Origin of the sequence: Cellulomonas edaphi (genome assembly GCF_030362815.1) — a bacterium.
In the GTDB taxonomy this organism is placed as follows: Bacteria; Actinomycetota; Actinomycetes; order Actinomycetales; family Cellulomonadaceae; genus Cellulomonas; species Cellulomonas edaphi.
In genome coordinates, this window is sequence record NZ_JAUCGR010000003.1 from 356,827 (window position 1) to 370,016 (window position 13,190).

A 13,190-nucleotide genomic window follows, 5' to 3' on the forward strand; every position below is an offset into this window, starting at 1 on the left:
CCTCAGCCGGGATGCGTCCCGTCGAGGTAGAACCAGTCGCCCTCGCGCACGAACCGGCTGCGCTCGTGCAGCCGACCCCGCACGCCCGCGGTGACGTGCTGCGCGACGAACTCGACCACGCCCTCGTCGTCCCACGGCCCGCCCCGCTCGGTGCCGACCACCGCGAGCCGGCGCCACGTGGTGTCGTCGTCGAGCTCGAGCACCGGCGGTCGGGTGGTCGGGTGCCAGGTGCGCAGCAGGTGCGCGACGTCGCCCACCGCGAACGCCGTGAACCGCGAGCGCATCAGCGCCTCGGCGGTCGCGGCCGATCTCTCACCCCGCAGGATCGGTCCGCAGCAGGCGCCGAACGTGGCGCCGCCGCACGGGCACGGCTGGTCGTCGAGCACCCGCCGACGGTAGCCGCCGCGGCGGGCGGCGGGCCATCGGGGGCTCGTCTGCCATCCGACACCGTCGGGGTGGCGCCGGCTAACGGGGTTCGCGCAGGCCCAGTCGCATGAGGTGGGCGCCGGTGAACACGCCTCCGGGATCCAGTCGTTCGAAGAGCGCCCGCGCGTCGTCCAGCCTCGGGGTCACGCGTCGCACGTCCTCGGCGCCCATGCCGTGGAACTTGCCCCAGTGCGGGCGCGCCCCGAACGGTGCGAGCGCTGCCTCGATCGCCGGCAGGAGCGCCCGCACGTCGTCGGGTCTGTTCTGCCAGGTGAAGTGGATGGCGAGCACGTCGCGCTGGTAGGCGGGGCTGAGCCACAGGTCGTCGGCGGCGACGGTGCGCAACTCGGTGATGAGCAGCACCGGGGCGATGCGGTCCGCCAGCGCCCGGACCGCGCGGATGGCGTCTGCTGCGTCGCGCCGGTCGACGAAGTACTCGGTCTGGATCTCGTCGCCGTTGCTCGGCGTCGAGTCGAGCCGGAAGTGCGGCAGGCGTTGCGACCAGGGCCCGGGGATGCCGCCCTGCGGCGTCAGGTTCTCCTCGCTCCCGGCCACGAGCCGGCCCTCCGAGCTCCGGTCGCGCGGCACCCCGAACCAGGTCTCGGGCACGCCGCCCTCGTCGTCCGGTCCCGCCAGCCGCGTCTTGCGCCACACCTGGTCCAGCGTCGGCTCGGCCCACGTGGTGAAGACGCTCACCGAGTAGCCGGCACCCAGCACCGAGCCGACGTCGTCGAGCAGCGCCTCCCACGGCAGCCCGTGGAAGACGTCCTGCCGCACCGCGTAGGTGGGCTGCACCTCGAGCGCCACCCGCACGACGACCCCGTACGCGCCCAGGCCGACGACGAGCCCGTCGAAGCCGTCGTCGCCCCGACCGATCGTCACGAGCTCCGCCCGCGCGTCGACGTAGGTGAGGGCGGTCACGGCGGTCGACAACGAGCCGTTGGCCCAACCCGAGCCGTGGGTGCCGGTGGCGATCGCCCCGCCGATCGAGATGTGCGGCAACGAGCCGAGGTTGTGCAGCGCCCAGCCGCGCTCCTCGAGCCACGTCGCCAGCACGCCGTAGCGGGTCCCCGCGCCGACCGTGACGGTGCGCGCCGCCTCGTCGAGCACGGGCTCGGCGGGGATCTGCGTCACCGTGACGAGCGTGCCGGTGGTGTCGGCCAGGTCGTTGAACGAGTGCCGGGTGCCGAGCGCCCGCACGCGGCCGCCGGCGGCGACCGCCGCCTGGACCTCCGCGACCGACCGCGCTTCCAGCAGGCGCGGGGCGGTGAACGTGTAGGTGCCGGCCCAGGTCTCGACGCTGCTCACCGCTCGATCCTGCGGCCTCGGTGCCCGCCACGCCATCGGCCACCCCGACGGGCACCGGCCGCGTCCAGGGCGCGCCCGCCGACCCCAGGGCATCGGCCGCCAGCAGGGGCGCCCGCTGCGCCTCGGGCACGGGCCGCCGCCGGGCCACTGACGGCGTCTCGGGTACAGGCCGCCCTCAGGGCACCGTCGGCCACTACGGCGCCGACTCTCGCGCTGGCACCGGCCCGGCGCGGGCGCGGGCCGTCGCGGCGCCGGCGGGCGAGTCGACGCGTGCGACGACGACCACCACGCCGTCACCGAGCGCGTCGCAGCTCCCCAGCCGTGCGCCGTTGCGTCGCACGGCTTGCTCGGCCACCGCGCACGGGTCTGCCCAGCCCTCCTGCCAGGATCCGGCCGCGGCGAGGGCCGCGAGGTCGGCGGCCGCCTGCGCGCGACCCCGCGCGCCCTGAGCGGCTGCGAGCAGCCCGATCACCCCGGCGACGAGCACGAGGGCACCGACCACGGCGAGGAGCAGGACCGTCCCCGACCCGCGCTCGCGCGCGACGCGCGTCGTCGAGCCCCGCTCGTGCGCGAAGCGCGTCGTCGCTCGACTCGTGGACTGTGGGCCAGGCGTCGGGGTCTCGACCACATCCTGCGACGCATCTCGGGTCACGGCGTGGCTCCGGCCGCCGACGGCTCGATCCGGGCCGAGGCGGTCGCCCGCGCGCGCAGCGGGCCACCGCCCCAGGGCAGGGCGCCCACCTCGGCTGTCACCGTCACTGTCGCCCACCCGCCCGCCCGGACCACGAGCACCTGCGCGCCGTCGCCGGCCACGCGCCGAGCATCTGCGGCCGCGTCCTGCGAGCCGAGCGCGGCAGCCCTCGCCCCGGCGCGCGCGCCGTCCGCGCACCGCAGCTGTGCCATCCCGGCGGCCGCGACCGTCAGGACGACCACCAGGAGCAGCACCACGGCGGGCAGGCCGACGGCGAGCTCGGCAGTGACCGACCCGCGCTCACGCAGGCCGTCGCGGCCGGCCTCGACGGCACGTGCTGGCTGCGGGGCACGACTCACAGCGACAAGGCCCGCTTGATGATCCCCGTGAGCAGCCCGCGCACCTCGTTGCCTTTGAGGATGACAACGAGGAGCCCGGCGAAGCCGACCGCCGCCAACGTCGCGATGGCGTACTCGGCGGTCGCCATGCCGGCGTCGTCCAGGCCCTGCGCAATCACGTCGCGCAGGTGCCGAGCCCTCGCGATCGGGCGGCGATCGGCCCGTGGCCCGACGACGCGCAGGCGCCGCCTGGCCGCCAGCTCGTCCGTCTCCTCGTCCGCGTCGCCGCCTGGGGGTGCCGGGTCGGGCGCCTCCCCGGGCTCACGTCCGGCCGAGCCGCGGAGCACACGGAGAACCTGGTGCTCGTCGTGGTCGGTGTTCTCGGCGTCCCGCTCGGGTGGCTGCCTCAGCGTGGTCATCGTTCCTCCTCGGGTTGGTCGCATCGCCGCTCGACGCCCTGCCAGGCTCGTCCGCGGGCGGGCCTGGGAAGCGCGCGGCGCCCGCCTCCGGGGACGGAGCGCGGTCGACCCCGGTCTGGGGTCACGTCGACGGAGTCGAAGGCACCGGCAGCGGCGCGGCACGTCCCACGTGGGGCGGCGCCCGATCTGTCCAGCCGTGGCTCACCCCAGAAGTCCCGCAGCCAGGCTCAGGATCAACGGCACGAGGCCCAGCAGGATGAAGGCGGGCAGGAAGCAGAGCCCCAGCGGCAGCACGAGGCGAACGGCCAGCGTCGCTGCCGAGGCACGCACATGGGTCCGCCGCTCCGTCCGCACGCGAGCCGCCCGGACGCGCAACGCAGGACCGGGCGCCACGCCGGTGGTCCAGGCCGGCTCGAGGCAGTCCGCCAGATCACGCAGCGCGATGGGGCTCCCCGCCCACGCGGCGGGCCACGACGCGCCCAGCACCAGGGCGCCCGCCGCGCGGGTCATCGCGGCGCCGGAGGTCCCACCGAGCAGGCCGCCGACGACCTGCAGCGTGCGGGGGATGGGCGCACCCGCACGCAGGGCGGCATCGACCACGTCGAGCAGCAGCACCGCGTCCACCTCCGGGAGCTGGCTGCCACGGGGGCGCCGCAGCGCGGTGGCTCTCCGGGGCGGGCGGCGCATGACGTGCGGCGCCACCGCGACAAGCGCGCCGGCGAGGCACACCAGGCCGGCGTTCATCCACCACGCCCGGACGCTCCCCGACGCCCGCGCCCGGACGGCGCCCAACCCCAGCGCCCGGATGGCGCGCGACGCCCGAGCTCGCGGCCCCGCCCGACGGCCCCGCCCCACCCCGCGCGCGCGAGCAGCACCCGCGTCCACAGCCGACCGACCAGCAGGAGCGCCACCCCCAGCAGGGCCGCCGCCGTCCCGAGCCCACCGCCGAGCACCGCCACCCACGGCCGCGCACCCAGCAGCGTCGCCACGACGAGCCCGAGCACGGGCAGCCAGCCGAGCACGCGGGCCGTCGCCCGTGGACCGGCCAGCGCCGCACGCAGCTCCGCGGCCGCCTCCTCGTCGGCGGCCACCGACTCGGCGACCTGCTCGAGCACGTCGGCCAACGGCGCACCCAGCTCGCGTGCTGCCCCAGCCGCCACGAGCACTGCCGCGGCGCGGTCGACCACCGGGTCGGGAGCACGCCCCCGCTCGGCCCCGGCGAGGTCGGCCAGCGACGGCATCCCGTCCGGGCCCGTAGTCCGCACGCCCAGCGCACGACTCCACGCCCGCTCCGGCGTCGCGCCGGCACGCAGCTGTGCGGCCGTGACCAGCAGCACCGACGACAGCGTCGCCGACGGCCGCGGCCCCGTGTCGCGGCGGGCCGGCGCGACGGGCGGGCGACGCGGCGGCATCCCCGCCCATGCGAGCACGCCGACCAGCACCGCGAGCAGGATCACGCCACCCCCACCGTCCGCTCGACGGCAAGGCCCCACCGCCGCGCGAGCTCCGGCCATGCCGTGCCGCGCACCGTGGCGCCGCCCGCGTCAGCGCTGAGGGCCGTGGCGACCTCGAGCCCGCCCGTCGTCCGTCGGACCACCCCCACCTCGGCCAGGTAGCGCAGGCCTCGGGCGCGCCGCATGTGCAGCACCGCATCGAAGGCGCTCGCGGCCTGGGCGTGCACGGCCGCACGGCTCAGGCCGGCCAGGGCACCCAGTGCCTCCAGCCGGGCGGGGACGTCGGCGGCGGCGTTGGCGTGCAACGTGGCGCAGCCGCCGTCGTGGCCGGTGTTCAAGGCCGTCATCACGTCGCCCACCTCGGCGCCTCGGCACTCGCCGAGCACGATCCGGTCGGGCCGCATCCGCATCGCGTGCCGCACCAGGTCGCCCAGCTCGACCCGGCCGGCCCCGTCCACGTTCGCCCGGCGCGCGACCATCCGCACCAGGTGGGGGTGCCCGCTCCGGAGCTCACCCGCCTCCTCGATGAGGACGATGCGCTCGTCGGAGGGCACGACGGCGAGCATCGCGGCCAGCAGCGTCGTCTTGCCCGCGCCGGTCGCGCCGCACACCAGGACGTTCGCGCGGCGCAGCACCAGGGTGCGGACCACGCTCGCGAGCGGCGGGGCGAGCGTGCCGCACTCGACGAGCGCCTCGAGCGTGAACGCGGCCGCGCGCACCGCTCGCAGGCTGATCAGGGTGCCGCCGTCGGCGATCGGGGGCAGCACCGCGTGCAGCCGCGTGCCGTCGGGGAGTCGCGCGTCGACGGCCGGCTCGGCGTCGTCGAGGCGCGCCCCGCCGGCGGCCGCCAGGCGCACGGCCAGCGCGCGGACGTCCGCCGGCGTCCCGAGGTCGACGTCGGTGCGTGACAGCCGACCGCCGCGCTCCACCCATACCTCCCGCGGCCCGTTGACCAGCACGTCGGTGACGGCTCGGTCGTCCAGGAGCGCCTGCAGCGGACCGGCGCCCAGCATCGCGTCCCGCACCGAGCGGACCATCGCGCCCGCGGCGGCGGAGCCCAGCACACGTCCGCGCTCACGCGCCGCCTCCTCGAGCGCGCGGGCGATCGCCGCCTCGGAGGCGGCGCCCGCTGCTCCCAGCCTCGCCCGGACGGCCTCGAGGAGCTCCTCGTCGCTCACGGCAGGGACCGTTCCAGCGCGCGGACCGTCCGAGCGGTCCGTCCCGCGATCCGCAGGCCACCGTGCTCGATCGTCCCTGCCAGCCGGCGGTCGCGTGGCCAGGACGCGGTGACGGGCATCGCCAGGGCGTGGCCCACCTCGGCGGCGCCCATGCCTCCGGGGGCAGGGCCGCGGACCACCAGCGCGACCGGCACGCCGTTCAGGCGCCCGGCCACCGCGAGCGCCCCTGCGACGCCGGCCAGGTCCCGCGGTGCCACGAGCACCACGAGATCGCAGGCCGGCACGGCTCCCCTCAGGACCGCGGCACGGTCGAGGTCGAGCACAAGCGCGCCCAGCACGACGCCGAGCGCGCGCAGCACGTCGCGCACGGCGTCGTCGTCGGGAATCCCGGGACGAGCGCCGTCCGGGCCGAGCACGGCGCACGTCCCCCACCGCGGCAGCAGCGCGACCACGTCCGCACCGTCCACCTCGCCGCGGGCGCTCGCCAGGTCGGGCCAGCGCGCGCCCGGGACGCCCTCGAGACCGAGCAGGAGGTCGACGCCGGCGCACGAGCGGTCCAGGCCGACCAGCGCCGTCGCGGTGCGCTGCGCCAGGCGCTGCGCGAGCGCGGCGGCCAGCACCGTCGCACCGACCCCACCGCGGGCGCCCACCACGCCGACCGTCAGTGCGCTCGGCCGGGTGGCGCGCGCGGGCCACTCATGAACCTCCATGGGCCGAGCCTCGCCGGGCGCCACGCCACCGAGGCCGGCGGCGAGCCCGGACGTCGGCCGGCGCGTCAGAAGTGGGGCTGTGGTCACCTCGATGTGGGCCCGTCGGGCTACGCTCGCGGCGACAGCCGGTCGAGCACGCCGCATGCCGTCGAGCACGGCCGTCATCGAGCCACGCCATCGCCAAGCACAGCCATCGTCGAGCACCGAGAGCAGACGGGACCGCATGGACGCCCACCCGAGCACCGACCTGCGCGAGGCGGCGTTCTTCGACCTGGACAAGACGATCATCGCGACGTCGTCGGCCACGGCGTTCTCGCGCGGGTTCCTGGCGCAGGGCATGCTCACGCGCCGCAAGGTGCTGCGCACGGCGTACGCGCAGCTCGCCTACCTGCTGGGCGCGGCCGACGAGGACCAGACCGAGCGTCTGCGGGTCCAGCTCTCGCGCAACGTCGCCGGCTGGGAGGTCTCGCAGGTCTCCGCGGTCGTCGCCGCGACCCTGCACGAGGCCATCGACCCCACGGTGTACGCGGAGGCGGTGGCCCTGATCGAGGAGCACCACGCCGCGGGACGCGACGTGGTGATCGTCTCCGCCTCCAGCGCGGAGATCGTCGAGCCCATCGCCGCGGTGCTCGGCGCCGACCACGTGATCGCCTCGCGGATGGCGGTGGACGCGGGTCGCTACACGGGTGCGATCGACTTCTACGCCTACGGCGAGAACAAGGCGGTGGGTATCCGCGAGATCGCCGAGCGGGAGGGCTACGACCTCACGCGCAGCTTCGCGTACTCCGACTCGATCACCGACGCCCCCATGCTGGGCGCCGTCGGCCACGCCTTCGCCGTGAACCCCGACCGCACGCTGCGCCGCCTTGCCGCGGAGGAGGGCTGGGGGGTGCTGGCCTTCACGCGACCCGTCCCGCTGTTCGCGTTCGCCCGCAGGCCCGCCTCCATCGTCGTGCTCGGCGTGGCCGTCCTCGTGGCGGCCGGCATCGCCGTGGGGTGGCAGCTCGGCAGACGCAGGGCGCACGCCTGAGCCATCCGCATGACGGGATCGCGGTCCCACCATATGACCCTCGCAGGACCGCGACCTGCAGGGACGCGACGAGCCCTTCCCATCCGCTCGCGTGCGGAGTACCACAAGAGTCACAACTGCATGACCGCGAGAACCCACGCGCAGGAGAGCCCACCTATGGGCAGTCCGACCGGGCTAGACCCGTTGCGGACCACACAGAGCGCGCACTGCTAACTCCCGGCCGCAGTGGTACGACGGCGCTCCTCCGGGGCGCCGTCGTTGCGTGCCCGGGTCCTGCCAGCGACGCCCGGGCTACCCCGAGCGCGAGGACAGCGACCCGCTGAGCACCGCGTCGGCGACGTCGTGGGCTGCGCCCGCCCCGGTCACGACGCCGTCCGCGCACGCCGACACCCACGCGCCGACACCCGCGGCGGACCCGGTGGCGAACCCCGCGGCGGCACCCAGGTACGCGTTGGGCGCCGCCGCCCAGGCGGCCTCGCACACCACGGACCCCGTCGGGTCGAGGCCGCGCGACGTCAGCACCAGCCGGGCCACGGCCCGCGCCACCACGCCGTTCCCCGCGACGAACGGACGCACCGTGAGCAGCTCGCCGTGCACCACGGCCCCGACGACGAGCGCAGGAGCGGACGAGGCGGACAGCACCGAGCCCAGCAGCGACAGGCGGGCGGCCAGCTCGTCGCCGCGCGGGGCGACGCCCAGGCCGGTGAGGTCCGCGGGGTCGTCGTCCACCCGCAGGCGGCCCAGGTCACGGTCCGCCACGAGGCCCGTCGCCGCGGCCGCATGGACGCGCGCCAGCAGCTGCGCCAGCGGCGGGAGCGCGGGGGCACGCGGCGCGCCGAGGTCCGGCATCAGGCTCTCGACCAGCGCGGCCGCGCGGAGCGCACCACCGGCGAGCGCGAACGGCGCCCCGGACGGCACCGGTCCCCCGGTCGCCACCGAGCGCAGCGCCTCCACGGGGACGCGGCCGCCGTCGAGCGCCGCACTGGCGCGCGCCGACCGGATCCCGGCCTCGGCCCGCACCTCCCGCCAGCGCCGCCGGTACGCCTCGTGCCAGCGCAGCTCCTCGCACGCGCTCCGTGCCCGTGCCAGCGCGTCGGCGACTCCGTCCAGGTCGACGAGCGGCGCGAGCGGATCCACGGGCGCCACCCTAGGCGCCGGGGCAGACTGGCACGTATGCCGGCACCGAGCGTCTCGTCGTCCATCACCGCGCGGCTCCAGGTCAGGGCTCGCCCCACGGCGGTGAGCGAGCTGACGACTGCGATCGAGGAGGCCGGCGGCATCGTGACGGCGCTGGACGTCACCGCATCGGGCCACGAGCACATGACCGTCGACGTCACCTGCGCCACGCGCGGCGAGCACCACGCGGCCGAGATCGTCGAGGCCCTGAAGCAGCTCGCGGGCGTGGCCGTCGACCGGGTGAGCGACCGCACCTTCCTCATGCACCTCGGTGGCAAGCTCGAGATCACGTCCAAGGTGCCGCTGCGCAACCGCGACGACCTGTCGATGGCCTACACGCCGGGCGTGGCGCGCGTGTGCGAGGCGATCGCCGCGCACCCCGACGACGCGCGCCGCCTGACCATCAAGCGCAACACCATCGCGGTGGTGACCGACGGGACCGCGGTCCTGGGCCTGGGCGACATCGGCCCCCTGGCGGCGCTGCCCGTGATGGAGGGCAAGGCGGTGCTGTTCAAGCGCTTCGCCGACATCGACGCCTTTCCGATCGCGCTGGACACCACGGACGTCGACCAGATCGTCGAGACGGTGTGCGCGATCGCGCCCGTCTTCGCCGGCATCAACCTCGAGGACATCTCGGCCCCACGCTGCTTCGAGGTGGAGCGCCGCCTGCGCGAACGGCTCGACATCCCCGTGTTCCACGACGACCAGCACGGCACGGCCATCGTGGTGGTCGCCGCGCTGACCAACGCGCTCACGGTCGTGGGCAAGGACATCCGATCCGTGAAGGTGGTGCTCTCCGGCGCGGGTGCGGCGGGGACTGCCGTGCTCAGGCTGCTGCTCGCGGCGGGCGTCACCGACGTCGTGGTCGCGGACATCGACGGCATCGTCCACGCCGGCCGGCCGGGGCTCACCGAGCGGCTGGCCTGGACGGCGGGCGTGACCAACCCGCGCGGGCTGACGGGCACGGTGCGCGACGCGCTCGCGGGCGCGGACGTGTTCATCGGGGTCTCCGCGCCCGACGTCATCTCGGGCGAGGACGTCGCGACGATGGCCCCCGACGCGATCGTGTTCGCGCTCGCCAACCCGCGTCCCGAGGTGGACCCGGACGAGGCCGCGCAGCACGCCGCGGTCGTGGGGACGGGCCGTTCGGACTTCGCGAACCAGATCAACAACGTGCTCGCGTTCCCGGGGGTCTTCCGCGGCCTGCTCGACGCGCAGTCGCACCGGATCACGGACACGATGCTGCTGGCCGCGGCGCACGCGCTCGCGTCCGTGGTCACGCCCGACGAGCTCAACCCGACCTACATCGTGCCGAGCGTCTTCAACCCCGAGGTCACCACGCGCGTGGCGGCGGCCGTCGCCGGCGCGGCGCGAGCACCCCGCACCGCCTGACGCCGGCTCAGCCTGACGCCGGCTCAGCCTGACGCCGGCTCAGCTGACGCGCTCAGCGCCAGGCGCCTCGCACGTACTGCGGCTGCCACCCCGTGGCCTCCACGCGTGCCCGGTCCACGACCGGTCCGCTGCCGGGCAGGACGCGCGTCGCGACGCCCAGCTCGTGCGCCGCGCGCAGCGCCCACGACGGGTCACGCAGCGCGCCGCGGCCGATCAGCACGGCGTCGGCATCGCCCGCCGCCACGACCCGATCGGCGAGCGCGGGGTCCTCGAGCACGCCCACGGCCGCGACCGGCAGCCCCGAGATCGCCCGCACCTCCCGCGCCGCCGGCACCTGGTAGGCGGGGCCGACGGGGATGTCCGCGAGCGCGTTGCCGCCCGTGGACACGTCGACGAGGTCCACGCCGTGCCCGGCGAGCTCCTTGGCGACCAGCGCCACGTCCTCGACGCCCAGCCCGTCCGGCACCCAGTCGGTGGCCGAGACGCGCACCGCCAGGGGCAGGTGGTCGGGCCACTCCGCGCGCACGGCGTCCGCGGTCTCCACCAGCAGGCGCGCACGGTTCTCGGCCGTGCCGCCGTACTCGTCGTCACGCGTGTTCGACAGCGGCGACAGGAACTGGTGCAGCAGGTAGCCGTGCGCGGCGTGGATCTCGACCACGTCGAAGCCGGCAGCGAGCGCCCGACGGGTGGCCGCGGCGAACTGGCGCGGGATCCGCGCGACCGCCGCGGCGCTCAGCTCCGCCGGCGCGGCGAGGCCCGGGAACGCGACCGGGGACGGTGCCAAGGCCTCCCAGCCGCCCTCGGCGACGGGGACGGTCCCGTCGCCCGGGACGAACGGCGCGTACGTCGAGGCCTTGCGGCCGGCGTGCGCGAGCTGGATGCCGACGTGCGTGCCGCGCGCGTGCACGAAGTCCGTGATGCGCCGCCAGGCGACCACCTGCTCGTCGTTCCAGATGCCGGTGTCCTGCGGCGAGATCCGCCCTTCGGGTGCGACCGCGGTCGCCTCGGTGAGCAGCAGGCCGAACCCGCCCGACGCGCGTGCGCCCAGGTGCACCAGGTGCCAGTCGTTCGGCACGCCGTCCACCGCGGAGTACTGGCACATCGGCGCGAGCCACGCACGGTTGACGAACGTCGTGCCGCGCAGGGAGAGGGGGTCGAACAGAGAGGTCATGGCGGGCACGCTACGTCCACCACGGCGCGGGTGCTCGGCCGTCGGTCCTTCGTCCCAGAGCGTGGGCGGATCGTCGCGGCACCCTGAGCCGTGCTCTCCATCACCGAGACCGTCGACCTGCACGCCGACGCCGCGCGCCACAAGGCCGAGCTCCTGCGCACGCCGTGGGTCTTCCTCATCCGCACGGCGCTCGCGGGTGCCTACATCGGCATCGGCGTGCTCATCCTGGCGACCGCCGGTGGACCGCTCGCGGCCGTGGGGTCCCCGTTCGCGCCGCTGGTGCAGGGGCTGGTGTTCGGCGTCGCGCTGACGATCGTCGTCATCGCCGGTGCCGAGCTGGCCACCTCGGCGATGATGATCCTGACCCAGGGCGTCATGCGCAGCGCCGTGCGCTGGAGTCGGGCCGTGGTCACGTTGCTCGCCACGCTGGGCGGCAACCTCGTGGGCGCGTTCGGGTTCGCCACGCTGGTGCATGCGTCGGGGGTGCTCGGAGGGGGCACGGCCGGCGGCGCGATGATCGACACGATGATCGAGCACAAGGCCGCCGAGTCCACGGGCCAGCTGTTCGTGCGCGGCATCCTGTGCAACCTGCTCGTGTGCCTGGCCATCTGGTGCGCGGCCCGGCTGCGCAGCGAGGGCGCGCGCATCGCCGCGATCTTCGCGTGCGTCATGGTGTTCATCACCTCGGGCTTCGAGCACGTCGTCGCCAACATGACCACGTTCTCGCTCGGCCTGCTGTCCGGAGCGCCCGGCGCGACGATCGGTGAGTTCGCGCGCAACATCGCGGCCGTCGGGCTGGGCAACACGGTGGGCGGCGCCCTGCTGGTCGGCGCGGCGTACGCGTACGGCAGCCGACGAGCCACGGCCGACACGGCCGCGCCGCAGAGCGAGCCGGAGGTCACCGCAATACGGTGACGGGGAGCAGCGGCACGCGGGTGCCGCTTCCCCCCACCTCAGGAGCACGGATGAGCACCTCCGACCCCGACCGCCCGACCGACGACACGGCGACCGTGCCGGCGCAGGCCCCGGCCGACGAGGCGACGACCAGCGTGCTCGGTGCACCGGTCGCCGACGAGCCGCGCGCGGCGGCATCTCCGGCCGTGAACGAGGCACCCACCGACACCGGACGCCACGCGGTGGTCCGCCCGGCGCCCACGCCTCCCCCGCCCACGGCCCCCGCCTCCCCGGCCCCCGCGCCGGCACGAGCGACCACGACGGCCCCCGCCGGGACCCCGACGCCCACCGGGTCGGCGTCCGACTCCGGGCCGGCGACGGCCGTCGTCCCGCCGACCACCCACGCCCCGAGCACCGCGCCGCAGCCCGTCGTCGCGGCCGACCCGTCGCGCGAGTCCACGCAGACCACACCGCCTGCGGCCGACGACGACGAGTTGTTCCCCGACCCGAACGCGCCGCGCTCCACGTCGTTCGGCACGCACGTCCTCGGCTCCCTGGTCGGCCTTGTGCTGGGTCCGGCCGCCGCGGGGACGCTCCTGCTCGGCCAGGCCCGGATTCTCGAGGCGCAGGCCGACGGGTGGACCGACACGGTCGACACCGTCGGCATCGTCCTGGTGGGAGTCGGGCTGCTGCTGCTCGGCTGGGTCGCGCTCCTGGCCATCTGGACGCCAGCCGTGCCGATCACCGCGGGCATCGTGCTGTCCGGGCTGGGCGGCGTCGCCCTCATCGCGCCGGGCGTCGCGCGCGACCTGACCCTCCGATACATCGACTCCTCGGGGTGGCACCTGACCATCACGCAGGTGCTCGTGGCCGGGACGAGCGGGACGCTGCTCACCGCCGGGTTCCTGCTGCTGCTCGCCGGTCTGGTCGCCGTGGCGGTCAAGCGGCGGGGGCTGCGGCTCGGCGAGTTCCGCGAGCGCCACCGCACCGCGTCGTCCTAGTC

At 75.9% G+C, this 13,190-nt stretch carries 15 protein-coding genes; 4 read left to right on the forward strand and 11 right to left on the reverse strand.

The features are described from left to right. Positions 1-2: 2 nt before the first annotated feature. The 9 genes from QRT05_RS13140 to QRT05_RS13180 all read right to left on the reverse strand — a co-directional run bounded on the left by QRT05_RS13140 (position 3) and on the right by QRT05_RS13180 (position 6,524). A complete protein-coding gene (locus tag QRT05_RS13140; RefSeq protein WP_289447713.1) occupies positions 3-386 on the reverse strand; it encodes a YchJ family protein in 384 nt (127 codons plus the stop codon). 79 nt (positions 387-465) lie between these two features. Continuing rightward, positions 466-1,734: a D-arabinono-1,4-lactone oxidase gene (locus QRT05_RS13145; RefSeq protein ID WP_289447714.1), complete on the reverse strand. Its 1,269-nt coding sequence runs from the start codon at positions 1,732-1,734 to the stop codon at positions 466-468. Positions 1,735-1,927: 193 nt separating this feature from the next. Continuing rightward, entirely contained in the window at positions 1,928-2,386 is a 459-nt protein-coding gene (locus QRT05_RS13150; protein WP_289447715.1) for an Rv3654c family TadE-like protein, read from the reverse strand. Further along, a complete protein-coding gene (locus tag QRT05_RS13155; protein ID WP_289447716.1) occupies positions 2,383-2,784 on the reverse strand; it encodes a TadE family type IV pilus minor pilin in 402 nt (133 codons plus the stop codon). The genes QRT05_RS13150 and QRT05_RS13155 overlap by 4 nt, the downstream gene beginning before the upstream one ends. Then, positions 2,781-3,182 carry a DUF4244 domain-containing protein gene (locus QRT05_RS13160; RefSeq protein WP_289447717.1) on the reverse strand — a complete coding sequence of 134 codons (402 nt, stop codon included), beginning with the start codon at positions 3,180-3,182 and terminating at the stop codon, positions 2,781-2,783. Before QRT05_RS13160 ends, QRT05_RS13155 begins: the two co-directional genes overlap by 4 nt. Before the next feature lie 201 nt (positions 3,183-3,383). Next, positions 3,384-3,926, reverse strand: a complete 543-nt coding sequence (locus QRT05_RS13165) for a type II secretion system F family protein (protein WP_289447718.1) — start codon at positions 3,924-3,926, stop codon at positions 3,384-3,386. Then, a complete protein-coding gene (locus QRT05_RS13170; RefSeq protein ID WP_289447719.1) occupies positions 3,923-4,639 on the reverse strand; it encodes a type II secretion system F family protein in 717 nt (238 codons plus the stop codon). The genes QRT05_RS13165 and QRT05_RS13170 overlap by 4 nt, the downstream gene beginning before the upstream one ends. Then, positions 4,636-5,814, reverse strand: a complete 1,179-nt coding sequence (locus QRT05_RS13175; protein WP_289447720.1) for a TadA family conjugal transfer-associated ATPase — start codon at positions 5,812-5,814, stop codon at positions 4,636-4,638. The genes QRT05_RS13170 and QRT05_RS13175 overlap by 4 nt, the downstream gene beginning before the upstream one ends. Continuing rightward, positions 5,811-6,524 carry a pilus assembly protein FlpE gene (locus QRT05_RS13180; protein WP_289447721.1) on the reverse strand — a complete coding sequence of 238 codons (714 nt, stop codon included), beginning with the start codon at positions 6,522-6,524 and terminating at the stop codon, positions 5,811-5,813. The genes QRT05_RS13175 and QRT05_RS13180 overlap by 4 nt, the downstream gene beginning before the upstream one ends. A 223-nt stretch (positions 6,525-6,747) precedes the next feature. On the opposite strand from QRT05_RS13180, the gene QRT05_RS13185 reads away from it, so the two are divergent. Then, the gene (locus QRT05_RS13185) at positions 6,748-7,554 is read left to right on the forward strand and encodes an HAD family hydrolase (RefSeq protein ID WP_289447722.1); all 807 of its coding nucleotides are present in this window, start codon (positions 6,748-6,750) and stop codon (positions 7,552-7,554) included. A gap of 291 nt (positions 7,555-7,845) precedes the next feature. On the opposite strand, the gene QRT05_RS13190 is transcribed toward QRT05_RS13185, so the two are convergent. After that, entirely contained in the window at positions 7,846-8,691 is an 846-nt protein-coding gene (locus QRT05_RS13190) for a Fic family protein (RefSeq protein ID WP_289447723.1), read from the reverse strand. Positions 8,692-8,727: 36 nt separating this feature from the next. On the opposite strand from QRT05_RS13190, the gene QRT05_RS13195 reads away from it, so the two are divergent. After that, positions 8,728-10,122 (forward strand): NAD-dependent malic enzyme, encoded by a 1,395-nt coding sequence (locus QRT05_RS13195; RefSeq protein WP_289447724.1) that lies wholly within the window; start codon positions 8,728-8,730, stop codon positions 10,120-10,122. A 52-nt stretch (positions 10,123-10,174) separates the two neighbouring features. Here the strand turns inward: QRT05_RS13195 and QRT05_RS13200 are convergent, their stop codons facing one another. Continuing rightward, positions 10,175-11,293: an NADH:flavin oxidoreductase/NADH oxidase gene (locus QRT05_RS13200; protein WP_289447725.1), complete on the reverse strand. Its 1,119-nt coding sequence runs from the start codon at positions 11,291-11,293 to the stop codon at positions 10,175-10,177. Between the two features lie 90 nt (positions 11,294-11,383). On the opposite strand from QRT05_RS13200, the gene QRT05_RS13205 reads away from it, so the two are divergent. Together QRT05_RS13205 and QRT05_RS13210 are read left to right on the forward strand one after the other, a co-directional pair. After that, positions 11,384-12,208, forward strand: a complete 825-nt coding sequence (locus QRT05_RS13205; RefSeq protein WP_289447726.1) for a formate/nitrite transporter family protein — start codon at positions 11,384-11,386, stop codon at positions 12,206-12,208. Between the two features lie 50 nt (positions 12,209-12,258). Continuing rightward, complete coding sequence (locus QRT05_RS13210; RefSeq protein WP_289447727.1) at positions 12,259-13,188, forward strand: hypothetical protein; 930 nt, start codon at positions 12,259-12,261, stop codon at positions 13,186-13,188. Positions 13,189-13,190 lie beyond the last annotated feature (2 nt).

Bases quoted from the DNA above. Each gene is read 5' to 3' on its own strand.
- QRT05_RS13160 (WP_289447717.1), bottom strand. From the start codon at position 3,182: ATGACCACGCTGAGGCAGCCACCCGAGCGGGACGCCGAGAACACCGAC.
- QRT05_RS13195 (WP_289447724.1), top strand. From the start codon at position 8,728: ATGCCGGCACCGAGCGTCTCGTCGTCCATCACCGCGCGGCTCCAGGTC.
- QRT05_RS13200 (WP_289447725.1), bottom strand. From the start codon at position 11,293: ATGACCTCTCTGTTCGACCCCCTCTCCCTGCGCGGCACGACGTTCGTC.
- QRT05_RS13210 (WP_289447727.1), top strand. From the start codon at position 12,259: ATGAGCACCTCCGACCCCGACCGCCCGACCGACGACACGGCGACCGTG.
- QRT05_RS13165 (WP_289447718.1), bottom strand. From the start codon at position 3,926: ATGAACGCCGGCCTGGTGTGCCTCGCCGGCGCGCTTGTCGCGGTGGCG.
- QRT05_RS13180 (WP_289447721.1), bottom strand. From the start codon at position 6,524: ATGGAGGTTCATGAGTGGCCCGCGCGCGCCACCCGGCCGAGCGCACTG.
- QRT05_RS13185 (WP_289447722.1), top strand. From the start codon at position 6,748: ATGGACGCCCACCCGAGCACCGACCTGCGCGAGGCGGCGTTCTTCGAC.